Source organism: Bacillus sp. DB-2 (assembly GCF_003315125.1).
GTDB classification, from domain to species: domain Bacteria; phylum Bacillota; class Bacilli; order Bacillales; family Bacillaceae_G; genus Bacillus_A; species Bacillus_A mycoides.
In genome coordinates this window covers 29,518-52,873 of sequence record NZ_QNRN01000021.1, presented here as the reverse complement: position 1 = coordinate 52,873, position 23,356 = coordinate 29,518, and the positions used below count along the sequence as shown (strand labels likewise).

The window sequence follows — 23,356 nt, the reverse complement described above, 5'->3', positions numbered from 1 at the left end:
GGAAGAGGGGAAATATGAAAATTCAACCAATGTTAAATACACAGCCATTTGGAGCGATTCAGCCGATTGGCACACAGAAAACTTCAGAAACATCTGTAGTTGAAGGCAAAAAGTTTATTGATTTATTGGAAGATATGAATCAAACGCAAAATAATGCCCAAACAGCAGTATATGATTTACTGACAAAAGGGGTAGGAGAAACGCATGACGTTTTAATTCAGCAGAAGAAAGCTGAATCACAAATGAAAACAGCTGCTCTCGTACGCGATAATCTTATTGAAAATTATAAGTCACTAATTAATATGCAAATTTAGGAAAATGGACGGGTGTATTTAAATGGAAAAGATAAAAAATGTTTTCCAATCGTTGAAAACGTGGCATAAGTTAGTGATTGGTGCTGCGCTTTTAGCGATTGCAACAGGAGCACTTTTATACTTCACCTTGCCAGATAAATATGTTGTTGTATATCAAAATTTAAATGATACAGATAAGCAAGAGATTACAGCAGAATTATCGAAGCTAGGTGTTGATTACCAATTAGCAGCCGATGGTTCGATTCGAGTGCAAAAGAACGATGCTCCATGGGTTCGAAAAGAAATGAATGGAATGGGCTTGCCGTTTAATTCAAAAAGCGGTGAGGAAATTCTATTAGAAAGCTCACTCGGTTCAAGTGAACAAGATAAGAAAATGAAGCAGATTGTCGGCACGAAAAAGCAATTGGAGCAAGATATTGTACGAAACTTCGCGACAGTTGAAACGGCAAATGTGCAAATTACATTACCTGAAAAAGAAACAATTTTTGATGAAGAAAAAGCAAAAGGAACAGCGGCGATAACTGTTGGTGTGAAACGTGGACAACTATTAACAGCTGATCAAGTTGCGGGTATACAGCAAATGATAAGTGCTGCAGTTCCTGGGGTGAAAGCAGAAGAAGTAAGTGTTATTGATAGTAAAAAAGGTATCATCTCAAAAGGAACAGATGAAGCGCATTCTAACAGTTCCTCTTCTTATGAAAAAGAAGTAGAGATGCAGCATCAAATTGAAGGTAAATTAAAGCAAGATATTGACGCAACGTTAATGACGATGTTTAAATCAAATGAATATAAAGTGAATACGAAAGTGTCTGTAAACTACGATGAAGTTACACGTCAGTCAGAAAAATATGGCGATAAAGGTGTACTTCGCAGTAAACAAGAGCAAGAGGAAAGTTCTACTGCGCAAGAAGGAGCAGATACGAAGCAAGGTGCGGGTATTACAGCGAACGGTGAAGTGCCGAACTACGGTACGAACAATAATCAAAACGGTAAAGTTGTCTACGATAATAAAAATGGTAACAAAATTGAAAACTATGAAATAGATAAAACAGTTGAAACAATTAAGAAACATCCGGAATTAACAAAAACAAATGTTGTTGTATGGGTAGATAACGATACGTTAGTAAAACGAAAAATTGATATGACAACATTTAAAGAAGCGATTGGCACAGCAGCTGGGCTGCAAGCTGATCCGAATGGAAACTTTACAAACGGTCAAGTTAACGTTGTAACTGTTCAGTTCGACCAGCCGAAAGTTGAAAAAGAGAAAGAGCCAGAAAAAAGTGGTATGAACTGGTGGTTATTCGGTGGAATTACAGCTGGCTTGCTAGCACTAATTGGCCTAGTATGGTTCTTCTTAGCAAGACGTAAGAAAAAGAGAGAGGAAGAGGAATATGAAGAATACTTAGCAGAAGAAGAAATTGCTGCAAGTAATGAAAGTATCCTGGAAATTCCTGAAGAAAAAATAGTACCAGAGCCAAAGCCAGAACCGGTAGAACCATCAGAACCTACATTAGATGATCAAGTGCAGGAAGCGACGAAAGAGCATGTAGAAGGTACTGCAAAAGTAATTAAAAAATGGTTAAACGGACAGTAAGGGAGGAAAAACAATGTTAGATGAAATCTCCTCCAAAGAGAAAGCTGCCATCCTCATTCGTACATTAAACGAAGAGGTGGCAGCAAAAGTCATTGAATATATGACGGCTGAGGAAAAAGAAGTGTTACTTCGCGAAATCGCGAAGTTTCGTGTATATAAACCAGAAACGTTAGAAAATGTACTAGGGGAGTTTTTGTACGAACTAAATGTAAAAGAGTTGAATTTAGTAACTCCAGATAAAGAATACATTCGTCGTATATTTAAAAATATGCCAGAAGACGAGTTGGAAAAATTATTGGAAGACCTTTGGTATAACAAAGATAATCCATTTGAATTCTTAAATTCACTTACAGATTTAGAGCCACTTCTTACAGTGCTTAATGATGAATCGCCACAAACGATAGCGATTATTGCTTCTTATATTAAGCCGCAACTTGCTTCTCAATTAATTGAGAGATTACCAGATCATAAACGTGTAGAGACGGTAATGGGTATTGCAAAGCTTGAACAAGTAGATGGTGAATTAATTAATCAAATTGGTGAGTTATTAAAAGCAAAATTAAATAATATGGCATTTAGTGCTATTAATAAAACAGATGGATTGAAAACAATAGTGAACATTTTAAATAATGTTTCACGAGGTGTTGAAAAAACAGTCTTTCAAAAGCTGGATGAAGTCGATTATGCGTTATCTGAGAAAATTAAAGAAAATATGTTTGTCTTTGAAGACTTACTTGGTCTTGAGGATCTTGCGCTTCGCCGTGTATTAGAGGAAATTACAGATAACGGTGTTATCGCGAAAGCACTTAAAATTGCAAAAGAAGAAATTAAAGAGAAACTATTTACATGTATGTCTTCAAACCGTAGAGAGATGATTCTTGAAGAGTTAGATGGCTTAGGGCCGCTTAAGATGACGGATGCTGAAAAAGCACAACAAACGATTACAGGTACGGTGAAAAAGTTAGAAAAAGAAGGAAGAATTATCGTTCAAAGAGGTGAAGATGATGTCCTTATTTAAAAACAGAATTCCGAAGAATTCTGTTTCTTTTTCTGAAGAAACGTATGAATTACAATTTCCGAAACCAGTATCAGTTCACATTGAAGAAGAGAGACAAGTGGATCATGCAGAACTTCTTGCACAGCAAGATGCATTACATATTGAAATGAATCAGCTAAGGCAGCAGCAGCAAATGCTAGAACGAGAGCGTCAGCAGTTGTTGCAAGATAAAGAACAGTTTCAAATGCATATTCATGAACAAATGGAACAGATGGAAGCAGCGCGTATACAGTTTCAAAAAGAACAACAAGAAACAGCATACGAATGGACAGAGCTATTATGGAATCAATCTTTTCAGTTAGCAGAAAAAGTAGTGAATCAAGCGGTAGATTCGCGCTTATTAGACGTTTTGCCGATTTTAACAGGCATCGTGCAAACATTGCCTACTTCATTTGAAAAATTAATTATAACGGTTCATCCAGAAACATTTGAACGTATACAAGAAGAGAAAGAAAATACGAAAGAGTATTGGCTACTACAATTAGTAGAATGGAAGTATGATTTTTCTTTACAGTTTGGCGAATTTGTTCTGGAAGAAGAGAAAGAGTTTTTTGAGTTTAAATTTGCGCCTATATTTGCGAAGCTTCGTCATAAGTGGGAAGAAGAGAAGTTATTTGAGGAGCAAAATGTATGAACAACGAGCTAATGAATGAACATAATAAATGGAATACATTTATTGAAAGACCGTTTTATACGAAAGTTGGCAAAGTTCATAGTGTACAAGAGCAGTTTTTTGTAGCGAAAGGTCCGAAAGCAAAGATTGGAGATGTTTGTCTCGTTGGAGAACATAGTGTCTTATGTGAAGTAATTGCGATTGAAAAAGAAAATAATATGCTACTTCCATTTGGACAGACAGAAAAAGTATGTTACGGAGATGCAGTTACATTAATTGAAGAAGATGTTGTTGTACCTCGTGGTAATCATTTACTTGGGAAAGTGTTAAGTGCGAATGGTGAAGTGTTAAATGAGAACACTGAAAACATTCCACTACAAAAAATAAAATTAGATGCACCGCCGATTCATGCATTTGAGCGTGAAGAAATTACAGATGTATTTGAAACGGGAATTAAATCGATTGATTCCATGTTAACGGTTGGGATTGGTCAAAAGATTGGTATTTTCGCAGGATCGGGTGTTGGTAAATCTACCTTGCTTGGAATGATTGCGAAAAACGCAAAAGCTGATATTAACGTTATTAGTTTAGTAGGAGAACGTGGCCGAGAAGTAAAAGACTTTATTCGAAAAGAATTAGGCGAAGAAGGTATGAAAAAAAGTGTCGTTGTTGTAGCAACGTCAGATGAAAGTCACCTTATGCAACTTCGTGCGGCTAAGCTTGCAACATCTATTGCTGAATATTTCCGTGACCAAGGTAATAACGTACTACTTATGATGGATTCTGTTACTCGTTTTGCTGATGCACGCCGAAGTGTTGATATTGCGGTAAAGGAATTACCGATCGGTGGTAAAACACTGTTAATGGAAAGTTATATGAAAAAGTTATTAGAACGATCAGGAAAAACGAAAAAAGGGTCAATAACAGGTATTTATACAGTGTTAGTTGATGGTGATGATTTAAATGGTCCTGTACCAGATTTAGCTCGTGGTATTTTAGATGGACATATTGTATTAAAACGTGAGCTCGCAACTCTTAGTCATTACCCTGCCATTTCGGTATTAGATTCGGTAAGTAGGATTATGGAAGAAATCGTATCGCCGAATCATTGGCGACTTGCAAATGAAATGAGAAAAATTTTATCTATTTATAAAGAGAATGAATTGTATTTTAAACTAGGAACAATTCAAGAGAATGAAGAAAATGCTTATATTTTTGAATGTAAAAATAAAGTAGAAGCTATAAATACGTTTTTAAAACAAGGTCGAACGGATAGTTTTCATTTTGAAGATATTGTCCAAGCGATGCACCATATTGTATAGGACCTCGCCCTTTGAGGTCTTATTTTTTTGATTTTAATATTTCACAGATTTTTTTGTAAAAAAACTATATAATAGAAAAAGGTAACGTTATAATAGGAAGGGGCTATGAAAACGGGTGGATAAGCAGCAGTACGACACGATTAAATTGCAGATTAATCAAGAGAAAGAACATATCTTGAAAGAAGTGTACGAACTAACAGCTGAAAAAAGAAAAATAGAACAAAAAAAAGAATATGATCTATATGTTGTGAAATCACGCAATAAGGTTGTACAAACGGGACAACGTATTATGGCTGGTATGCTTTCATCACATACATTTTCACCTGAAAGAATAGAAGAATGGAATCGAAAAATTAAAAAAACAGAAGGTTTTATTCAAAAAAACGAAAGCTTTTTAGAGCAAATAAAAGAAAAAGAACGTGTCATTGATGAAATGTATGAAGAAGATTGTAAGAAGCTTGCGAAAGTAAAAGAAAAGCTGGAAGAAAAAATGCTTCTTGATTTAAAAATGTGTATGAACGGATGAGGTGGATGTAGTGATACAGTTTGTATTACCGGTGCAGCAAAGTTTACCTCCGCAAAAAGAAAAAGGGCTAGAAGTACAATCGAAAAATGAAAATTCTTCATTCGATAATGCAATGAGAATTGAAAATAAAAAACAGCCGAAAACGGAGAAAACGAAACGAGAAGAAGCACCAGAAGAAGAGAAGAAAGAATATAATCTCGCAAAAAAAACGGTAACGAAAGAAGAGCCGATTGTAAAGAAAGAAGAAAAGAAAGAGACAGAACAGTTATTGTTAGCTGTATCTGAGCAGATGGTTGCAATTGAGCAATTGCGTGTGCAGCCAGAATTGTTATATCAATACATACAAAAAATACAGGCGTTATATAAAGAATACGGAAATATTAAAATGAATGAATTGCCCGCAGCTGAATTACAGCAATTACAAGAGCTTTTTTCTAATATGAATATTAAAAATGCCATATGTTTAGAAGATACAATGCAAATGGCGCTAGACAAGGTGACGATGCCAGAGCAAACGTTGCAAGTATTAAAAGCCGTAGAATCAGAAACTTGTAATATCGCAAAGAAACAAGAGGAGTCTAAGGAAGTAGAACTCCAGAAAGCTGAAAGCGATGATGTGAAGTTAGAGTTACCAGAAGTCGATCAATTAAACGATTCAAGTTCGGCCGGAGCTGAATTATTAAATAAGGCAACGGGGACTGATCAAATAGGAAAACAAAATAGTGGAGCTGAAAAGGTTACATTACCTGACTTAGGCAAGAAAATGGAAGCACAAGTAGAGGCTCTGCAAAAGTTTGTAGTGAAACAAGAACGTGTTTTATTCCAGCTAAATCCAGAGAAACTTGGTTCATTAACTGTATTTATGAAAAAGCATGGAGATCAAATTGAAGTCCATGTAGAAATGGAAAAACACGATGCGAAAAAGCGTGTTGAAATAATTTTTGACGAATTGAAGCTGAAATTAAAAGAAAAAGAAATTAATATTCAAATAAGTTATTCAGAAAAAGATGAACAACGTAAAGAACAGCGAGAACAAGAGCAAAGGCAAAAACAAAAATTTGCAAATACGAAACATGAGAAACAACAATCAAAAGAATTTGCGGGATTATTGGAGGAATAAAGCGTGCCAACAGTTGGATTAAATACAACGAGTACAAATCATATTCCGTTACAAGCAGGAGCGCAAAAAAGTAATGTACCTGTTAACGGTGTACAATCGCCAGTTCAACAAACAAATGGAGTTTCAGCAGGAGAGCAAAAGACTCCTGGTGTAATGGGGAAAGATGATTTCCTAAAATTGTTTTTATCGAGTTTCCAGCACCAAGATCCATTTAATGCGATGGATATGAATCAAATGATGAACCAAACAGCGCAGTTATCTCTTATGGAACAAGTGCAAAATATGACAAAAGCAGTTGATTCTTTAAGAACGACGATGTATTCGACAGCGCTTGATGGCGGAATGAAGTTTTTAGGGAAATACGTAAGAGGGATCGACGGTGACGGTAAAAAAGTAACTGGTCAAGTAGAGACAGTTCGCCTTGCGGAAAATAATGATGTACAGCTCGTTATTGATAATAAGATTGTATCCCTTCGCTTTGTTGAGAGGGTGTCTGATAAACCGATTGGAGAAACGAATCCAGAAGATGCAAAGAACGACGATCAAAAAGTAACTGAAGAAGTAAAAACTACAAATTCATAAGGAGTGTACATACGTTATGATTAAAGCGTTATATACAAGTATTACAGGGATGAATGCAACACAAAATGCATTAAGTGTAACTTCAAATAATATTGCCAATGCACAAACAGTTGGTTATAAAAAACAAAAAGCAATGTTTGATGATTTACTGTATAACAATTCAATTGGTTCAAAAGGCGACGATAAATACGCAGGGACGAACCCGAAAAGTATCGGTAACGGTGTGAAAATGAGCGGAACAGTTACGGATTATAGCGATGGTACAATTACGCTAACTGGTGGTAAAACACAAGCAGCAATGGAAGGTAATGGTTTCTTCGTGGTTGGCGATTCCAAAGGCGGCAACACGGAATTTACGCGTAAAGGTACATTTGGAATATCTTCAGATTACTATATTACGAATACAGAAGGACAATATGTATTTGCATATCCTGCAAATGCAGCAACTGGTGAAGTTGATTTATCTGGTATTCCAGGACCGTTGCAAATTCCAATGGGATCAGCAATCGGTGGTATTCGAACATCAAAAGGAGTTGTTGGAGGGAATATTCCAGCCGATGCAAAACAGATTACGCAAGAATTGCCTGCGTACGATGATGCCGGTAATACATGGACAATGCGTGTAGAATTTACACAAACTAGTGAACATAATTATAAATATACAGTACATATGCGTAACGACTCGAAAAAAGAAACAGAGTTTAAAGAGGTTCAAGGCGCAGGCGGTGATGTAACATTCGATGCGGTAGGAAAGCCAAATCAGCAAAACCCTGGAGCGTCTATTCCATTTAATGGCGGAACAGTAAATTTAGATTTTAGTAAATTAACAAATCATCCGACAGAGAAAACATTAGCAGTAACAGACGTAGATGGTAGAGCGGCAGCGACTGTTAAAGATTGCTTTATTGCTGACGGTGGATATGTGATGGTAAAATATTCTGATGGAAGTATGAAAGCTGCGGGTCAATTAGCTGTTGCGATGTTCCCGAACGAAGGCGGCTTAATGAAAAATGGTAATGGTAACTACACAGCGACAAATACAACTGGTATTTTAGCAATGGGTGTATCTGGTCAAAATGGTGCAGGAAAAGTACGCGGTAGTGCACAAGAAGGTGCAAACGTAGATTTATCTGTAGAATTCGTTGATTTAATGTTATACCAACGCGGATTCCAAGGAAATGCGAAAGTAATCAAAATTTCAGATGAAGTATTAAATGAAGTTGTGAACTTAATTCGATAATAAATCGTAAAGAAAAATTGTAACGTAGTAGGAAGGGTTTTATATTCGTATGACAAGACAAGAGCGAATTTTACAATTGCCTTTTTTCGAAAATAAACGTGAGCTTGCTGAGCAAGTGTTAAAAATAGAACGAGAAGAGCATGTATATTTACCGGATCAATTTGAAATCAAACAAGTGCCTCCATATTCGTTTGGTGAAAAACAAGCAATCATTGGCCGTATACACGAGTTTTACTTCGTAAGTATTGGTAGTAGTGGTGTTTGGAAGTATCAAATGTTTAAAGATGAGATGAAGTGCCGTGAGTTTTTCGTTATGTTGCCGGATATTACGGATCAGCAGCTTGCTTTTTGGTTCAATAACATTGAGTTGTTGAAAGGGGCTTAAAAGCTTTCTTTTAGGTTTTGAGAGAGGGCCCAGCGATGTTTAGTAGCGGTCAGTGCATATGGAGTGTCTCGCATGTTGTAATACCAGAGATATGGAGTGGTTCTAGGTTAGTTGAAGAGGCTGGGAGCCATGAATGAGATTGGTAGGCTCACCGGATTGTAGTAGCGACAGTGCTTATGAGTGGCTCGCATGTTGTAGAGATATGGAGTAGTTCTAAGGTAGTTGGAGAGGCTGTAATCCAAGTGTTTAGGTGGTGCCTCTTCACTTTTTGGAGAGAGGATTTCTCTGATTCTAGGAGCAATGATTTGAAATAGAGTTAGATTAATTTAAGATAGTTGTGCTATATTGTACAATTAGACTAAGTTTATATAAAAGGAGAGGTGAGGAGGATGGCGCAGAATAAGTATCGCGTTACATTCATTTCGCCAAGTGAGATTGAGCAACGTACTGTAATGGCGGCGAGTAGTTTACCTAATTTAATACGTCAAGTAGAGAGTATTATTGCAGATCCGAACGGTTATTTTGTAAATGATAAAAAAAATAATTGCTATTTTAAAGTTATTAAAGAAAATGTTACGTATATTCAATATGAGTTACTATTTTCTGATAAGGAAATTCACATTGAAAAGTTAAAACATATAGCACCGGCGGTATTGAAACAAGTATTTAAAAAAATAAACGATCCGGAGTTATATGCACTTGCGCTACTTGATGTTGATATAGCGACAAAGGAATATGTGCTAGGAGAAATGAATCCGGAGCTAAGAATAAGAGTGGAAACGGAACTTTCGAAAAAATGGGAAGCAATGCCGACAGAAATTGTAGGGGCACAAGAGGTGTTATTAGAGGCACTTGCTTCGTTTATACAAGATTAAGTGTTTTTTATAATAAATGAATCGTTCGACTATCTATATTTTTTATGTAGGTAGTTGACTTTTCGGTTTTGATAAAGCTTAATAATTAGATATACGGAATTAATGGAAGGGGAGCGACACCTTTATGTCACAAGCACAAAGTATTTTATTAGAAAGCGGAACAAACGAATTAGAAATCGTAACGTACACTGTTGGTGAAAACCTATTTAGTATTAATGTAATGAAAGTACGTGAAATCATTAACCCATTCCCAGTTACAACTGTGCCAGAATCTCATCATGCAGTTGAAGGTGTTGTTCAAGTACGTGGTGAAATTTTACCTGTTATTAACTTAGCAACGGCTCTTAATTTAAAATCTATAAAACCACTTGATCAAACGAAATTTATCATTTCAGAATTAAACCAAATGAAAGTTATTTTCCGTGTTGATGAAGTGCATCGTATTCAACGTATTTCATGGGAACAAATTGATGAACCAGCTTCATTATCTATGGGACTAGAAGAAACGACATCTGGTATTGTAAAACTAGATGGGAAAATCATTTTACTATTAGATTATGAAAAAATTGTATGTGAAATTAGCGGTACTGGTTATGACAATAAATCACTTGCAGGATTAGAGCAAAAAACAGATCGAGCTGAAAAAGTTATTTATATTGCAGAAGATTCAGCGATGCTTCGTCAAATACTAGAAGAAACATTATCATCAGCTGGATATACGAAAATGAACTTCTTCAGTAATGGTGCAGAAGCATTAGCTCAAATCGAAAAATTAGCAAAAGAGCAAGGTGAAAAAATGTATGAACATATTCACCTGCTTATTACAGATATTGAAATGCCGAAAATGGATGGACACCATTTAACGAAAGTAATTAAAGATAGTGAAGTAATGAATCAATTACCAGTCATTATTTTCTCTTCATTAATTACAAATGAATTATTCCATAAAGGTGAAGCGGTAGGAGCGAATGCTCAAGTGAGTAAGCCAGATATCCAAGAATTAATCGGGCTAGTTGATAAGTTAGTACTATAAAGCTTCTTTTAGTTGGAAGAGAGGAGCCAGCCATGTGTGTAAAGACAGAAAGGTAGAGTGTTTCTGAGATATTTTTGTTTTTCTGTAGCCACCGTGGTAATAATGGTCATTCTTTCGGTTAATTAATTAGCGTTGTGTAAAACCCTCACCTTTATAGTAAAGGTGAGGGTTTTCTTACATGATGTTCAATTATTTCATCTATAAGATTTCGTGGTGGCGCAAACTTTTTCGGTGAAAATATATTAGGAATACCATATAATATAATTAAGTAGAATTTTTCTGATATAATATTTTGCTTAGCTATTTTTTATTTTTTAATATTTGTTAAAAATCATTTTTTATTTCGATACTTTTTATACCTTTTTATATGTTAATTATTTGACAGATAATTTCGAAATGTTATAATATGGATATGTAAAAATTTCTATTTTCTTAAAGGGCATGGGAGTCATATGAGAATTGTGAAAGGATGAGGGGGAGTGACACATATTATGTATCACCACACAGCAATCAATGTATTAAGTCTTTTACAAAACATGTCAAATAATAAAACGAACGATATGAAATTAGAGGCGGAATTTAAAAAAATAGAGAAACAATTCCAAGTCAGGTATGAAGAGCTAATCGATTTATATAATAGAATGGTATTATTTCAAATAGATATAGAAAAAAATGGCGGTATGCGAGTATATGAAAAATCAGCGATTACTTGGTTGAAGTCTGAACTAGAACTATTGTATGAAGTGTATCAATTTTGTCAACGTCATGGGTTAAACATCGCAAATATTTCAAAATATGTTAGTAAAAATGAACTGAATCTTTTCCGAAAAACGGAAAGTCAATTGCAAAACACGTATTATAAATTAAAAAAACAAGAGATGCCGTTTGAAAATATTGAAAAACAAAAGCCGGGGCGAAAACGTAAGTATACACCTGTAAAAGAGACAATTGTTGAAACAAAACAAGAAAGCAAGCAGGAAGTAAATGAAGACGTTCGAAATGAAGAAGATGAAAAAAGCCTCGTAACAGTTATGTCTGGCATCGTGGATAACTTTGAAACAATTAGTCAATGTAGTGAAAAGAGAGAACACGAATTGCATCAGTTCATGGAGGGAATCTATAAGCTTTCTAGTATGGCGGCAGAGCGTTCAAAAGATGAAAAGAATGCACGTGGTCTTGAAGGCGAATTACATTCATTACGAGCTGAAAATGAAAGATTAAAACGAGAGAAGGAAGAACTCGTTCATGATATTAAAGAGATGACGCATCATTTAATTCATTTTATTACGAGCTCTGATATCGATCAAATTCGTACATTGCCTTACTTCGTAAAAGAATGCAAACAAGATCTACATAAGCTAGGGTTATATAACGCTCAAGACGGAAAAATGAAAATTATGGTTGACCGTAGTGGACAAGTTATGACCGTAACACAATAAAAAAATTGGGTACAAAATAAAAGGGAGATACATAGTGTATATGTATTTCCCTTTTGTTTTGTATGGAATTGTTTCGGACAGAGGAAAAGTTACAATTAATTTTAGTAAATCAAAAATTTTTACAAAAGGAAGGAGCTAGGTCATACTTTGTAGTATTGTCATCAGAAAAATACTGGGAATATGCGTATTGTCACTGTGAAAGGACTTAATACATAATGATTTTAAAGATAAACCGACTCTTCATCAAGATTTAACTGATTTAATTGAGGTGAATAAGTTGTATAATCGTACAGTTGTTATTACATTTCATCAACAAACTTTTAATACGGAGAATTGAAGAGTAAAGTAGGATTCCAAAGCATAGCCAAAAAGGTGGCTGTTATAAGTTATTTGCCTACCAAAATAATCAATATTTGTTTAAAATATAAGATTATTATTTTATTATACCGAGTAATTATTCATATTATATAATAATTACTTACTACATAATTAACATGGTTATCTTACAAAAATGTAAGGTTTTTTTAATTGACACTCGTACACATAAGTAACTATACTGGTTACACGACGTTGGTTAATATATTTAATAGTCTCTATCTATAAGTGTATGTCTCAGGATTCTTTTCGGAATAATAGTTCGATTTGTATTTATTATATTTAATATAGTGATAATACGTATTTAATCTATTCTTTATTCTAGGTCGTATTATTTAAAGATTAACTATAAATGATATATTTACCAAGTTGTAATAATTTTTTAGAGGTGTTACATTTTGAAATACAAATTAATTGCTACAGGAATTCTTGCTGGAAGTCTACTATCCTATTCATCTAGTACATTTGCAAATACTCATAAATTCCCAGATGTTCCTGCATGGGCTGACAAATCCGTTAATTATTTAGTTGATAAAAAAGTATTGAGTGGTTATCCAGATGGAACTTTTGGTTCAAGCGATACATTAGATAGGGCTTCTGCGGCAACAATTATGACAAAGGCCCTTGGTATACATATTGACTTAAATGCAAAACCATCTTTTACAGATTCACAAAACCACTGGGGAACGCCATACATTGCCGCAGCTGAAAAAGCAGGAATAATTAAAGGTGAAGGAAATGGAATATTTAATCCTTCTGGAAAAGTTACTCGTGCTGCTATGGCTACCATGCTAGTGAATGCATATAAATTACAAAATATAAGCACTAGCAATGGACAAAGTAAATTTGAAGATTTAAAAGGGCATTGGGGTGAAAAATTCGCCAATATTTTAATTGATTTAAAAATTTCAGTTGGTACAGATAACGGCTGGCAACCAAATAAATTCATAACACGTGCAGAAGCCGCACAACTTACTGCCAAAACAGATAACCTTCAATCCAGTCCGAAAAATCCTTTAGAAAATAAAACAATCATTATTGATCCTGGACATGGTGGCGAAGATCCTGGAAAAGCCACAAAGGGATTGCCTGAAAGTAAAATTGTATTAGACACTTCCTTACGCCTACAACAATTGCTTGAAAAACATACACCATTTACAGTTTTATTAACTCGTGAATCTGATACTAGACCTGGACATGATCAAAAAAGCTCTTTACAGGAACGTGTTAAATTTGCTAAGCAAAATCAGGGGGATATCTTTATAAGTATTCATGCAAATGCTTATAATGGTAATGCAAAAGGAACGGAAACATACTATTATAAATCTTCTGAATCCGAAAAAACAAATCCTCATGTGGAAGAAAGTCATGTGTTAGCGGAAAAAATCCAAGCACGTTTAGTAGAGGCCCTTCAAACACGTGATAGAGGCGTTAAACATGGAGATCTTCATGTTATAAGAGAAAACGGCATGCCAGCTGTGTTAACGGAACTGGCTTTTATAGATAATGGTATCGATTACAGTAAACTATCTACGGCAAACGGTAGACAGATTGCAGCACAAGCCATTTATGAAGGGATTTTAGATTATTATGAATGGAAAGGAAATAATGTATCTGAATATAGGTTGAAATAAGTAAAAGGGAATTTAGTAATTCTAGGAATAAGTAATTTATAAATTGCTAAAGTATAATTTTGTTATTTGTAATGTGTTTTAGTTTTATAGTGTATACTGGCGCCGACTTATTAAGGATTATAAATAAGTCGGTGTTTAAGTTAGCGTACTTAATGAATACTATAGAAGTTATGAAGAAAAAAAGATAAATAGATAGGGGCATACACCTACATTCATTATTTTTACGTGAAATTTTAATTTAAAAATAGTTAAGTTATATGATTCAGATGGGCAGTATACAATGAGTTCAAAGAAAACATTCTTTGAACTCATTAGCTATTAAATAAACTTGTTACATAAATAGTTCGTATAACAATAATTGATAGTGTTAAGGACATAGCTGTTCATATTTTTTTGTAATTCCTGTTATGGAATTGTTAAATATTTATAGGTTTAATGTAAGGCTGCTTTATTTTGAAAGAAATCTTTTGAAATGGCCATAATATGAATAATAATTAGAAACAAATTTTTGAAAAAATGATGAAAGACTTAAGAAGGTGAATATATTGCTTAAACATTCACATTTGCAATTTATCTTATTAACAATAGCTCTAATATTCTATATAAGCTTTTGTTTTATATTTTTATTTGTTTTTCCGAATCATTATTTTGTATCAGATTTTAATATCCGACTATCATCCTTAGTTGTTGAAACTACTGTATTTATCTCATTACTTTATTCTATATTATCCGGAAAAATTAAGTTAGGAGTATTCTGGGTTTGCATTACTATTGCAATAGGGTGTTTCTTGATTGGGAATTTTATATCCGCTTTTCAAGTACTTAATGTAGAATTGCCGATACAAAATTTTAATATCTCTGATGTGTTTTTGTTGTTTTTCTTATTCTTCTTTCTCTTTGCATTCTTTTATAAAATCATTATGGAATGTAACAAGTGGGAAAAAGCGTATTTAATTTGTGATTTATGTATTGTTGTTACTGCCATTTTTACATTAGAGTGGTACCTGTTTAATAAACCTTCTGCAAATATCTTATTCTTATCAATTGGAGATGTTTTTCTCTCATTTATTTTTCCGATTATAGATTTATTACTTCTTTTATTAGGAGTTAGTCTAATCTTTCGACCAGCTATTTTTAATGCGAAAAGTAAATTATTTATTTTTATTCTCGTATTAACTGGATTGGCTATTACGGACTACTTGTATTTTTACTTACAAGATGATTTGTCAGATCGTTCACTTATATTATTAAGGTGTTTGTATAGAGTTTTCCTATTATTTATCGCTATTGCTGCTTCGATCTCAAAGAATGCATCTTCTAGAAGGAATTATTTCATTATCGATCCCACATTTGGGAAGAAACTTCTTGTTATATTTCCTTATCTTGCAGTTGCGGTATTAATTGGCTTTACTTTAAAAGAGCAAACTTCCTCGGCTACACTTATTACTGGGAATTGTATTGCATTTGTATTTGTGCTGATTCGTCATACTATCGTACGAATGCAAAACAGAGATTTAACCGAAATGTTAAAAGTGTTTAATAATCAATTAGAACAAAAAGTATCTCAAAGAACAGAAGATTTAATAAACAAATCCAATGACTTGGTCAAAAATCAAGAGAGATTTAAGTCATTATATGAGTATCATCCAGATCCTATTTTAACGATTAATTCAAATGGTACTGTGTTAAATATAAACCAGGCTGGAAGTATGTTATTAGGAAAAAACAGTGATGAATTAATAGGTAAAGAGTGCTTCTCGATTTTTTTAGACGAAGATAGATCTGAATTGGAAGCAGCTCTACAGGAAGGGAAACGATGCAGTTCGGCTTCGTTACAATTACGTGTGAAAAATAATAATGAGAAGGACATTCATTTTTGGTACGTCACCATTGTTCCTATTATGATAGAAGGACAAACTTTTGGGAGTTATGTAATGGTAAAAGACATTACGAGAATGAAGAAACAACAAGATGAGATAAACTATCTAGCATTCCATGATACAGTGACGGAGATTGGAAATCGAATATTCTTCCAAAAAGAATTAGAAAAATCCATTGAGCGTGCACGAAAAATGCAGGGTGAATTTGGACTCTTGTATATAGATTTAAATCGTTTTAAAACCATTAACGATACACTGGGACATTCAATTGGTGACAGTGTTTTAAAAGAAGTTGCTAAACGTTTTAGGACATGTCTGTCACCGGCTATTCCTCTAGCGAGAATAGGGGGAGATGAGTTTGCGATCATAGTCCATAACCACACAGAGCAACAGCTATTGGATTTGTGTGAAACTCTATTTCGTATAACTGAAGAAGCATTTGTAGTTAATCAACATAGTTTTTATTTATCTCTTAGTATAGGAATAGCGGTGTATCCGTTTGGAGGAATAAATACTACTACACTTTTACAACATGCTGATATTGCTATGTATAGTGCAAAGGAAAAAGGTAATAATGCTGTTTGCATGTATGACGAGACATTATCAAAAAAAATAACAAGACGATTACGATTAGAACAGGATTTACCGAAGGCATTAGAAAATAATGAGTTGTTTTTATTATATCAACCACAAGTTGACAGTAAGACTGGTATGGTTATTGGTGCAGAGGCTTTAATTCGTTGGCAACATCCAAAACTGGGACTTATTTCTCCTTTTGAATTTATACCTATCGCGGAAGAAACGTCGGAAATTATTCCAATTGGGAAATGGACGTTACAGGAAGCGTGTCGACAACTGAAAAAGTGGCATTCTGCAGGCTATGCAAATCTAAAAATGGGGATAAATTTATCAGCTATAGAGTTTGAACAGAAAGATTTTGTTCAAGCAATCATATCTACCATAGAAGAAGTAGGGGTACCTGCTAGTTCGATTGATTTAGAATTAACAGAGAGAATAGCAATGGTAGATGAAAAAGAAACCTTATCGAAGTTAAAAGCATTAAAATCATATGGTGTACATTTATCAATTGACGATTTTGGGACAGGGTATTCTTCATTAGCATATCTCCCTTTGTATCCAATTGATACCTTGAAAATTCCAAGAGAATTTGTTAATAGGATCGGAAATTCTACTGATGGAAATGAAATTATTCATACCATTATTTCACTAGCGCATACTTTAAACATGAAAGTGATCGCAGAAGGGGTGGAAACGAAGGAACAATTAACAGTGTTACAACGTAATGCATGTTATCTAATTCAGGGCTATTACTACAGTAAACCTGTAAGTGAAGATGAATTCATCAAGTTTTTAAGCACAATGTCGCGTCACCTTTTCTAAGGGAACCACAATCTAGATTTGTTTTTTGTTGAAATTATAACAAATAGAGGACAGCAAAGTAACTGTCAAAATGTTTTAGCATTTAATTTGGCTTAATAGGAAATTCTAATGAGCAAAGACCTTATCTGATTTTAGTTTTAGAAAGGAGAGAAGCGGATGGATTCAATATGGCTAGAGTATGCTTGGGCATTGTTAATTTTAATCGGATTAGAAGGATTGTTATCGGCTGACAATGCCCTTGTACTAGCAGTTATAGCCAAGCATTTACCCGAAGAAGAGAAAAAAAGAGCTATAAATTACGGAATTATTATGGCCTTTGTTTTTCGATTCGCAGCCCTTTTTGCTATATCATTTATTGCAAATGTTTGGCAAATACAGGCGATAGGAGCAGCTTATCTTCTTTACTTAGGATTAAAGCATGTCATTCAGGCGCAATTCGGAAAAAATAATCAAAATATTCACAAGGAAGATGAAAAGGAAGCAGCAGGAAAAAGCTACTGGTTCACAGTAGGAAAGATTGCATTAGCTGACCTTGCCTTTGCGATTGATTCAATATTAGCCGCAGTTGCTCTTGCCCTCGGTCTTCCGGATTCACCGCTAGAAGATTTCGGTGGTATGGATGGAGGACAGTTCATCGTTGTACTTCTCGGAGGGATAGCTGGACTTATTTTAATTAAATTTGCGGCAACTTGGTTTGTACAATTACTGGAGAAACGCCCAGCACTGGAAACAACAGCGTATGCAATTGTTGCCTGGGTCGGCGTCAAACTTGCTGTAATTACACTTGCCCATGAGGATATCGGTATTTTAGACCATGATTTCCCGCACAGTACAACTTGGACTTTAATCTTCTACGGAGTATTAGTTGCTATTGCACTAATTGGTTGGTTTGCACCGGGAAGTAAGTCATCTCAGAATAATCCTGAAATGTAATACAAAGGTCAGAGCATTATGTGCTTTGTCCTTTGTAATGATAATTATATTGTGTATTTTTCGATTTAACGCTATAATTACAGTGTTAAAGATGGAATCGTGATATGACCTGTTATGAATCTATCATTTTATTTATGAATAAATGGATTGGTATTTTAGCAAGATGTGCTAATAAACTACTCCACCATGATGATAACGTGCCAAAAATGTGGTGCGTATATTTTCGTGGTGGAGTTTTTTTTATTCTCAAAAAGGGGGAGTAACCATGAACGACAGCATGGTTCATATTACAATTAACGGCAAAGAGTATAATGCTGAGCCTGGTTCAACTATACTGGGCATTATTAATGAGAACGGAATTGAACATCCACAAATTTGTTATGTGCCGGAAGTGGATCCTATTCAAACGTGTGATACTTGTATTGTAGAAGTTAACGGAAAGCTTGTGCGATCCTGTTCTACTGTAGTGACGAGCGGTATGAATATTGAGCTGTCCTCTACTAGTGCGAAGGCAGCACAACATGAGGCGATGGACCGTTTACTAGAAAATCATTTACTTTACTGTACGGTTTGTGACAACAATAACGGGAATTGTAAACTGCATAATACGGCAGAATTAATGGAAATTGAGCATCAAAAATATCCTTATGAGCCAAAAGTTGATGCAAGCGAAGTTGATATGTCTCATCCATTTTATCGCTATGATCCGAATCAATGTATCGCGTGCGGTCAATGTGTAGAGGTGTGTCAAAACTTACAAGTTAATGAAACGTTATCTATTGATTGGGAGGCAGAGCGCCCACGTGTTATTTGGGATGAAGGAGTAGATATTAACGATTCTTCATGTGTAAGCTGCGGTCAATGTGTAACGATTTGTCCTTGTAATGCATTAATGGAGAAATCGATGCTCGGTGAAGCTGGATTTATGACTGGGCTGAAGCCGGATATTCTTGAACCTATGGTCGATCTTATTAAAGAGGTTGAACCTGGATATAGCGGTATTTTCGCTGTGTCAGAAGTAGAAGCTGCGATGCGCGACACTCGTACGAAGAAGACGAAAACAGTATGTACGTTTTGTGGTGTAGGTTGTTCATTTGAAGTATGGACGAAAGGGCGCAAAATTTTAAAGGTGCAACCAACTTCTGAGGCACCAGTTAATGCAATTTCTACTTGTGTAAAAGGAAAATTCGGTTGGGATTTCGTTAATTCTGAAAAACGACTTACGAAACCTTTAATTCGTAAAAATGGAGTGTTCGTTGAATCGACTTGGGAAGAAGCGCTTCATGTAGTGGCGAATAAATTGGGCTCTATTAAAGAAGAGTACGGTAAAGGCTCTATCGGCTTTATTTCTTCTTCTAAAATTACGAATGAAGATAATTATGTTATTCAAAAATTAGCGCGTCAAGTGTTCGAAACGAATAACGTTGATAACTGCTCACGTTATTGTCAATCACCAGCGACGGATGGATTGTTCCGTACAATTGGTATGGGCGGAGATGCAGGGACGATTAAAGATATCGCACAATCGGGTCTTGTTATTATCGTCGGTTGTAATCCAACAGAAGGTCACCCAGTATTAGCAACTCGTGTGAAACGTGCGCATAAACTTCACGGTCAAAAACTAATTGTTGCAGATCTTCGTAAAACTGAAATGGCAGAGCGTTCGGATATCTTTATTAGTCCAAAGCAAGGAACAGACCAAGTATGGTTAATGGCTGTTACGAAATATATGATTGATCAAGGTTGGCACGATCAGCAGTTCATCGATGAGAATGTAAACTTCTTTGATGATTTCAAAGATAGTCTCGCGGAATATACGCTTGAATATGCAGAAGAGATTACAGGTATTTCAAAAGAAATGCTCGTTAAAATGGCAGAAATGATTCGTGATGCAGATGGTACGTGTATTCTTTGGGGAATGGGGGTAACGCAAAATACTGGTGGTTCAGATACTTCCGCTGCAATTTCAAACTTACTTCTTGCAACAGGAAACTATCGCCGTCCAGGTGCTGGTGCATATCCGCTTCGAGGTCATAATAACGTACAAGGTGCTTGTGATATGGGAACACTTCCAGGTTGGCTTCCAGGATATCAGCACGTTACTGACGATGTAGAACGTGCGAAATTTGAAATAGCTTACGGAGTAAAAATTGATAACAAACCAGGTCTTAATAACATTGAAATGCTTCACGCAATTGATGAAGGAAAAATGAAAGCTATGTATCTTGTTGGAGAAGATATGGCTCTTGTAGACTCTAACGCAAATCACGTACATGAAGTGTTATCAAGCCTTGAATTCTTTGTCGTTCAAGATGTGTTCCTTTCTAAAACAGCTCAATACGCTGATGTAGTATTACCAGCAGCGCCGTCTCTTGAGAAAGAAGGTACTTTTACAAATACAGAGCGTCGTGTACAAAGATTATATCAAGTGCTTCCAACGCTAGGAGATGCGAAACCAGACTGGTGGATCGTGCAGGCAATTGCTAATAAATTAGGTGCAAACTGGAGCTATAATCACCCAAGTGAAATCTTTGCTGAAATGGCAAGCTTATCACCACTATTTGCACACGCAAACTATGAAGTGCTTGAAGGATGGAACAGTTTCCACTGGGGAAGTTTTGATGGAACGAATACACCGCTTCTATTCAAAGATGGATTTAACTTCCCGGACAAAAAGGCTCGTTTTGCGATAGCTGATTGGGTACGTCCTGCTGCATTCCCAGCAGAATACGATCTTCACATTAATAACGGCCGTATGCTTGAACATTTCCATGAAGGGAACATGACAAATAAATCAACTGGTATTCAATCGAAAGTACCAGGTGTTTTCGTCGAAGTTTCTCCAGAACTTGCAAGGGAACGTGGAGTGAAAACTGGTTCGTTAGTACGCCTTATTTCTCCATTTGGAGCACTTAAATTACGTGCACTTGTAACGGATCGTGTAAAAGCGAATGAACTGTATTTACCGATGAACTCGACGGATAAAGAATCGGCAATTAATTTCTTAACAGGTCCTGCCGTTGACTTGCGTACAAACACGCCGGCATATAAGCAAACGAAAGTACGTATGGAAGTGTTAGAAGTTGATGGCGAAAATCCGATGCCAAAAACGAACCCGCGTAATAAAAAGCGTCATCCTCAAAACGGTATTGAGGTAAATCGTAAGTGGGCTCGTCCAGGATACGTACATTTAACGGATAACTAAAGGGGAGAAAAGAATATGGCAGCACCTATTCAAGCGGTCCAGAAGCAGGAGCTAACTGAGGAAGAACTTAAACAACAAAAACTCGAAGCTTTAAAAGAACTGCTAGCTAATAATGAAGATGCTTTAAATCAAATGTTTAATATAGTAGGTGAATTAAATGACATTGGGATGCTGGAAGCAGCAAATTCTATGTTGAAAGCGAAAGAACCAATCGCAAAAATCGTTCTAGGCCAAGTCACTCGTGAACCAGTTACAAATTTAATTAATAATATGATGGGCGCTGCAGGAGCTTTAACAGAACTTGATCCGGAACTTACGAAAAAGCTTATAGGTAGCGTATTGACAGGTATGGATGAAGGAAACCAGCATCTGCAAAGCAATAAAAAAGTAGGAATATTAGACCTTATGAAAGTACTGAAGGATCCAGATATTAATCGTGCTATTGGATTTGGTCTTCATTTCTTAAAAGGTATGGGTAAAGGGTTAAAAGAAGAATAGATAAGCAACAATAATAGTATTTCATATGTTGTTTGCGTACTTGAGATAATTGTAAAAGGTGATCCATTTCTTCTCATTATTAAATAGTTTAGGCGAAATGGTCATTTTGTTAAAATAGTTGTGATGGAATAACTAGGAAGGAATGAGAGTATGTCAAAAATGGTACATGAATTTAATGATATGATCCGAAAGCTTCGAAAAGAGTTGTTCGGGAAAGGGCCGGAAAGAATTCATACTGTATTTACCGAGAACATGGCGATTGCAACACTTTATGGGAATTTAACACCTACTGAGAAATTTATTTCGGGAACTACGGATGGGGCGGAAATGGTTCATATGGCTCGAACGAAAATGATTCAAGAAGTGTATGTGGCTAATCCTCATGAACATTTAGAAGAACTTGTTGGTGCGAAGTTAGTTCATCTGTTTTCTGATATGAAAGTAGATGAGGATATTGCAGTTTCCGTGTTTGTTTTTGATAAAAATATAACGTGAGAGAAGGATGCTCATCGTGAAATCGATTCAGGTGGAACGGAAAATTTTTAAATATGAGCAAGGGGAATTTAAACATATAGAGGACAGCATTGTAACAGAGTTTCCTGTTACGGTTAAAATTAACGGCCAGGAATTTGTTACAATGGTTAGTACTCCAGAGTATATTGAAGATATGGTAATTGGCTTTTTAGCCTCTGAAGGCATTATCCGAAAGTATGAAGATATTGATGAAATATGGATGCAAGAAAAAGAAGGCTATGTACATGTAAAAACGACGGAAATCAATCCTTATTATCGTGACATACAAAACAAACGTTATATTACTTCGTGCTGTGGAATGAGTAGGCAAGGGTTTGTTTTTGCGAACGATGCGCTGACTGCGAAAGAAATGAATGATATTCGCGTAAAGATCTCTCCCGAGGATTGTTTTCGGTTAATGAATAATATGCAGCAATCTGCGTCTACGTTTCAACATACAGGCGGCGTTCATAATGCAGCTTTATGTAATGTGAGTGGAATTGTTTTAAGCCGCATGGATATAGGAAGACATAACGCTTTAGACAAAATTTACGGCTATTGTTTAAAAAATAACATTTCGATTGGTGATAAAATTATTGTTTTTAGTGGACGTATCTCTTCTGAAATTCTATTAAAAGTTGCGAAAATTGGCTGTGAAGTAATATTGTCAAAATCAGCTCCAACTGAGTTAGCATTAGAACTAGCGGAGCAGTTAGGGATTACTACAATAGGCTTCATTCGTAATAAATCTTTAAATGTATATACGCATCCAGAGCGGATTATAAATATAAAATAAGTAGAAACGAGGCAATAA

General features: G+C 35.4%; 20 protein-coding genes and 2 pseudogenes. All 22 read left to right on the top strand.

What is annotated here, in order from left to right:
- Nucleotides 1–14: 14 nt before the first annotated feature.
- The 22 genes and pseudogenes from fliE (at nucleotide 15) to fdhD (ending at nucleotide 23,338) form a co-directional block, all read left to right on the top strand.
- Nucleotides 15–314, top strand: coding sequence for a flagellar hook-basal body complex protein FliE (gene fliE / locus DET63_RS27450; protein WP_002064631.1), 300 nt, complete (start codon nucleotides 15–17; stop codon nucleotides 312–314).
- Between the two features lie 22 nt (nucleotides 315–336).
- On the top strand, nucleotides 337–1,911 hold the full coding sequence (gene fliF, locus DET63_RS27445; protein WP_085310191.1) for a flagellar basal-body MS-ring/collar protein FliF: 1,575 nt from the start codon (nucleotides 337–339) through the stop codon (nucleotides 1,909–1,911).
- A gap of 13 nt (nucleotides 1,912–1,924) precedes the next feature.
- Nucleotides 1,925–2,929 (top strand): flagellar motor switch protein FliG, encoded by a 1,005-nt coding sequence (gene fliG, locus DET63_RS27440; RefSeq protein ID WP_002030936.1) that lies wholly within the window; start codon nucleotides 1,925–1,927, stop codon nucleotides 2,927–2,929.
- Nucleotides 2,916–3,602 (top strand): FliH/SctL family protein, encoded by a 687-nt coding sequence (locus DET63_RS27435; protein ID WP_113938429.1) that lies wholly within the window; start codon nucleotides 2,916–2,918, stop codon nucleotides 3,600–3,602. The genes fliG and DET63_RS27435 overlap by 14 nt, the downstream gene beginning before the upstream one ends.
- On the top strand, nucleotides 3,599–4,903 hold the full coding sequence (fliI, locus tag DET63_RS27430) for a flagellar protein export ATPase FliI (RefSeq protein ID WP_113938428.1): 1,305 nt from the start codon (nucleotides 3,599–3,601) through the stop codon (nucleotides 4,901–4,903). Before DET63_RS27435 ends, fliI begins: the two co-directional genes overlap by 4 nt.
- A gap of 115 nt (nucleotides 4,904–5,018) precedes the next feature.
- The gene (locus DET63_RS27425) at nucleotides 5,019–5,429 is read left to right on the top strand and encodes a hypothetical protein (RefSeq protein WP_002012036.1); all 411 of its coding nucleotides are present in this window, start codon (nucleotides 5,019–5,021) and stop codon (nucleotides 5,427–5,429) included.
- A 10-nt stretch (nucleotides 5,430–5,439) separates the two neighbouring features.
- Nucleotides 5,440–6,549, top strand: a complete 1,110-nt coding sequence (locus DET63_RS27420) for a flagellar hook-length control protein FliK (protein WP_113938427.1) — start codon at nucleotides 5,440–5,442, stop codon at nucleotides 6,547–6,549.
- A gap of 3 nt (nucleotides 6,550–6,552) precedes the next feature.
- A complete protein-coding gene (locus DET63_RS27415; protein ID WP_113938426.1) occupies nucleotides 6,553–7,131 on the top strand; it encodes a flagellar hook assembly protein FlgD in 579 nt (192 codons plus the stop codon).
- A 16-nt stretch (nucleotides 7,132–7,147) separates the two neighbouring features.
- The gene (locus DET63_RS27410) at nucleotides 7,148–8,371 is read left to right on the top strand and encodes a flagellar hook protein FlgE (RefSeq protein ID WP_002126594.1); all 1,224 of its coding nucleotides are present in this window, start codon (nucleotides 7,148–7,150) and stop codon (nucleotides 8,369–8,371) included.
- A 49-nt stretch (nucleotides 8,372–8,420) separates the two neighbouring features.
- Complete coding sequence (locus tag DET63_RS27405; protein ID WP_113938425.1) at nucleotides 8,421–8,756, top strand: DUF3964 family protein; 336 nt, start codon at nucleotides 8,421–8,423, stop codon at nucleotides 8,754–8,756.
- Nucleotides 8,757–9,145: 389 nt separating this feature from the next.
- On the top strand, nucleotides 9,146–9,631 hold the full coding sequence (locus DET63_RS27400; RefSeq protein ID WP_113938424.1) for a LysR family transcriptional regulator: 486 nt from the start codon (nucleotides 9,146–9,148) through the stop codon (nucleotides 9,629–9,631).
- A gap of 124 nt (nucleotides 9,632–9,755) precedes the next feature.
- Nucleotides 9,756–10,664 (top strand): chemotaxis protein, encoded by a 909-nt coding sequence (locus tag DET63_RS27395; protein ID WP_002030950.1) that lies wholly within the window; start codon nucleotides 9,756–9,758, stop codon nucleotides 10,662–10,664.
- 491 nt (nucleotides 10,665–11,155) lie between these two features.
- Entirely contained in the window at nucleotides 11,156–12,103 is a 948-nt protein-coding gene (locus DET63_RS27390) for a DNA-binding domain-containing protein (protein WP_002086473.1), read from the top strand.
- Nucleotides 12,104–12,186: 83 nt separating this feature from the next.
- Nucleotides 12,187–12,428 (top strand): annotated as a pseudogene (locus tag DET63_RS30865) (Ger(x)C family spore germination protein); the annotation flags it as partial.
- 448 nt (nucleotides 12,429–12,876) lie between these two features.
- Nucleotides 12,877–14,112: an N-acetylmuramoyl-L-alanine amidase gene (locus tag DET63_RS27380; protein ID WP_113938423.1), complete on the top strand. Its 1,236-nt coding sequence runs from the start codon at nucleotides 12,877–12,879 to the stop codon at nucleotides 14,110–14,112.
- Nucleotides 14,113–14,657: 545 nt separating this feature from the next.
- Entirely contained in the window at nucleotides 14,658–17,393 is a 2,736-nt protein-coding gene (locus tag DET63_RS27375) for a sensor domain-containing protein (protein ID WP_113938422.1), read from the top strand.
- 156 nt (nucleotides 17,394–17,549) lie between these two features.
- Nucleotides 17,550–18,326: a TerC family protein gene (locus DET63_RS27370; protein ID WP_113938421.1), complete on the top strand. Its 777-nt coding sequence runs from the start codon at nucleotides 17,550–17,552 to the stop codon at nucleotides 18,324–18,326.
- Between the two features lie 104 nt (nucleotides 18,327–18,430).
- A pseudogene (locus tag DET63_RS27365) lies at nucleotides 18,431–18,623 on the top strand (hypothetical protein).
- Nucleotides 18,592–21,531, top strand: coding sequence for a formate dehydrogenase subunit alpha (gene fdhF, locus DET63_RS27360; protein ID WP_113938420.1), 2,940 nt, complete (start codon nucleotides 18,592–18,594; stop codon nucleotides 21,529–21,531). Before DET63_RS27365 ends, fdhF begins: the two are co-directional and overlap by 32 nt.
- Nucleotides 21,532–21,546: 15 nt before the next feature.
- Nucleotides 21,547–22,029: a helical membrane plugin domain-containing protein gene (locus tag DET63_RS27355; protein ID WP_098636164.1), complete on the top strand. Its 483-nt coding sequence runs from the start codon at nucleotides 21,547–21,549 to the stop codon at nucleotides 22,027–22,029.
- 150 nt (nucleotides 22,030–22,179) lie between these two features.
- Complete coding sequence (locus tag DET63_RS27350) at nucleotides 22,180–22,524, top strand: Na-translocating system protein MpsC family protein (RefSeq protein ID WP_002012015.1); 345 nt, start codon at nucleotides 22,180–22,182, stop codon at nucleotides 22,522–22,524.
- 16 nt (nucleotides 22,525–22,540) lie between these two features.
- Nucleotides 22,541–23,338 carry a formate dehydrogenase accessory sulfurtransferase FdhD gene (fdhD, locus tag DET63_RS27345; RefSeq protein ID WP_113938419.1) on the top strand — a complete coding sequence of 266 codons (798 nt, stop codon included), beginning with the start codon at nucleotides 22,541–22,543 and terminating at the stop codon, nucleotides 23,336–23,338.
- Nucleotides 23,339–23,356: the final 18 nt, after the last annotated feature.

Bases quoted from the DNA above. Each gene is read 5' to 3' on its own strand.
- fliE (WP_002064631.1), top strand. From the start codon at position 15: ATGAAAATTCAACCAATGTTAAATACACAGCCATTTGGAGCGATTCAG.
- fliF (WP_085310191.1), top strand. From the start codon at position 337: ATGGAAAAGATAAAAAATGTTTTCCAATCGTTGAAAACGTGGCATAAG.
- fliG (WP_002030936.1), top strand. From the start codon at position 1,925: ATGTTAGATGAAATCTCCTCCAAAGAGAAAGCTGCCATCCTCATTCGT.
- DET63_RS27435 (WP_113938429.1), top strand. From the start codon at position 2,916: ATGTCCTTATTTAAAAACAGAATTCCGAAGAATTCTGTTTCTTTTTCT.
- fliI (WP_113938428.1), top strand. From the start codon at position 3,599: ATGAACAACGAGCTAATGAATGAACATAATAAATGGAATACATTTATT.
- DET63_RS27410 (WP_002126594.1), top strand. From the start codon at position 7,148: ATGATTAAAGCGTTATATACAAGTATTACAGGGATGAATGCAACACAA.
- DET63_RS27405 (WP_113938425.1), top strand. From the start codon at position 8,421: ATGACAAGACAAGAGCGAATTTTACAATTGCCTTTTTTCGAAAATAAA.
- DET63_RS27400 (WP_113938424.1), top strand. From the start codon at position 9,146: ATGGCGCAGAATAAGTATCGCGTTACATTCATTTCGCCAAGTGAGATT.
- DET63_RS27395 (WP_002030950.1), top strand. From the start codon at position 9,756: ATGTCACAAGCACAAAGTATTTTATTAGAAAGCGGAACAAACGAATTA.
- DET63_RS27390 (WP_002086473.1), top strand. From the start codon at position 11,156: ATGTATCACCACACAGCAATCAATGTATTAAGTCTTTTACAAAACATG.
- DET63_RS27370 (WP_113938421.1), top strand. From the start codon at position 17,550: ATGGATTCAATATGGCTAGAGTATGCTTGGGCATTGTTAATTTTAATC.
- fdhF (WP_113938420.1), top strand. From the start codon at position 18,592: ATGAACGACAGCATGGTTCATATTACAATTAACGGCAAAGAGTATAAT.
- DET63_RS27355 (WP_098636164.1), top strand. From the start codon at position 21,547: ATGGCAGCACCTATTCAAGCGGTCCAGAAGCAGGAGCTAACTGAGGAA.
- DET63_RS27350 (WP_002012015.1), top strand. From the start codon at position 22,180: ATGTCAAAAATGGTACATGAATTTAATGATATGATCCGAAAGCTTCGA.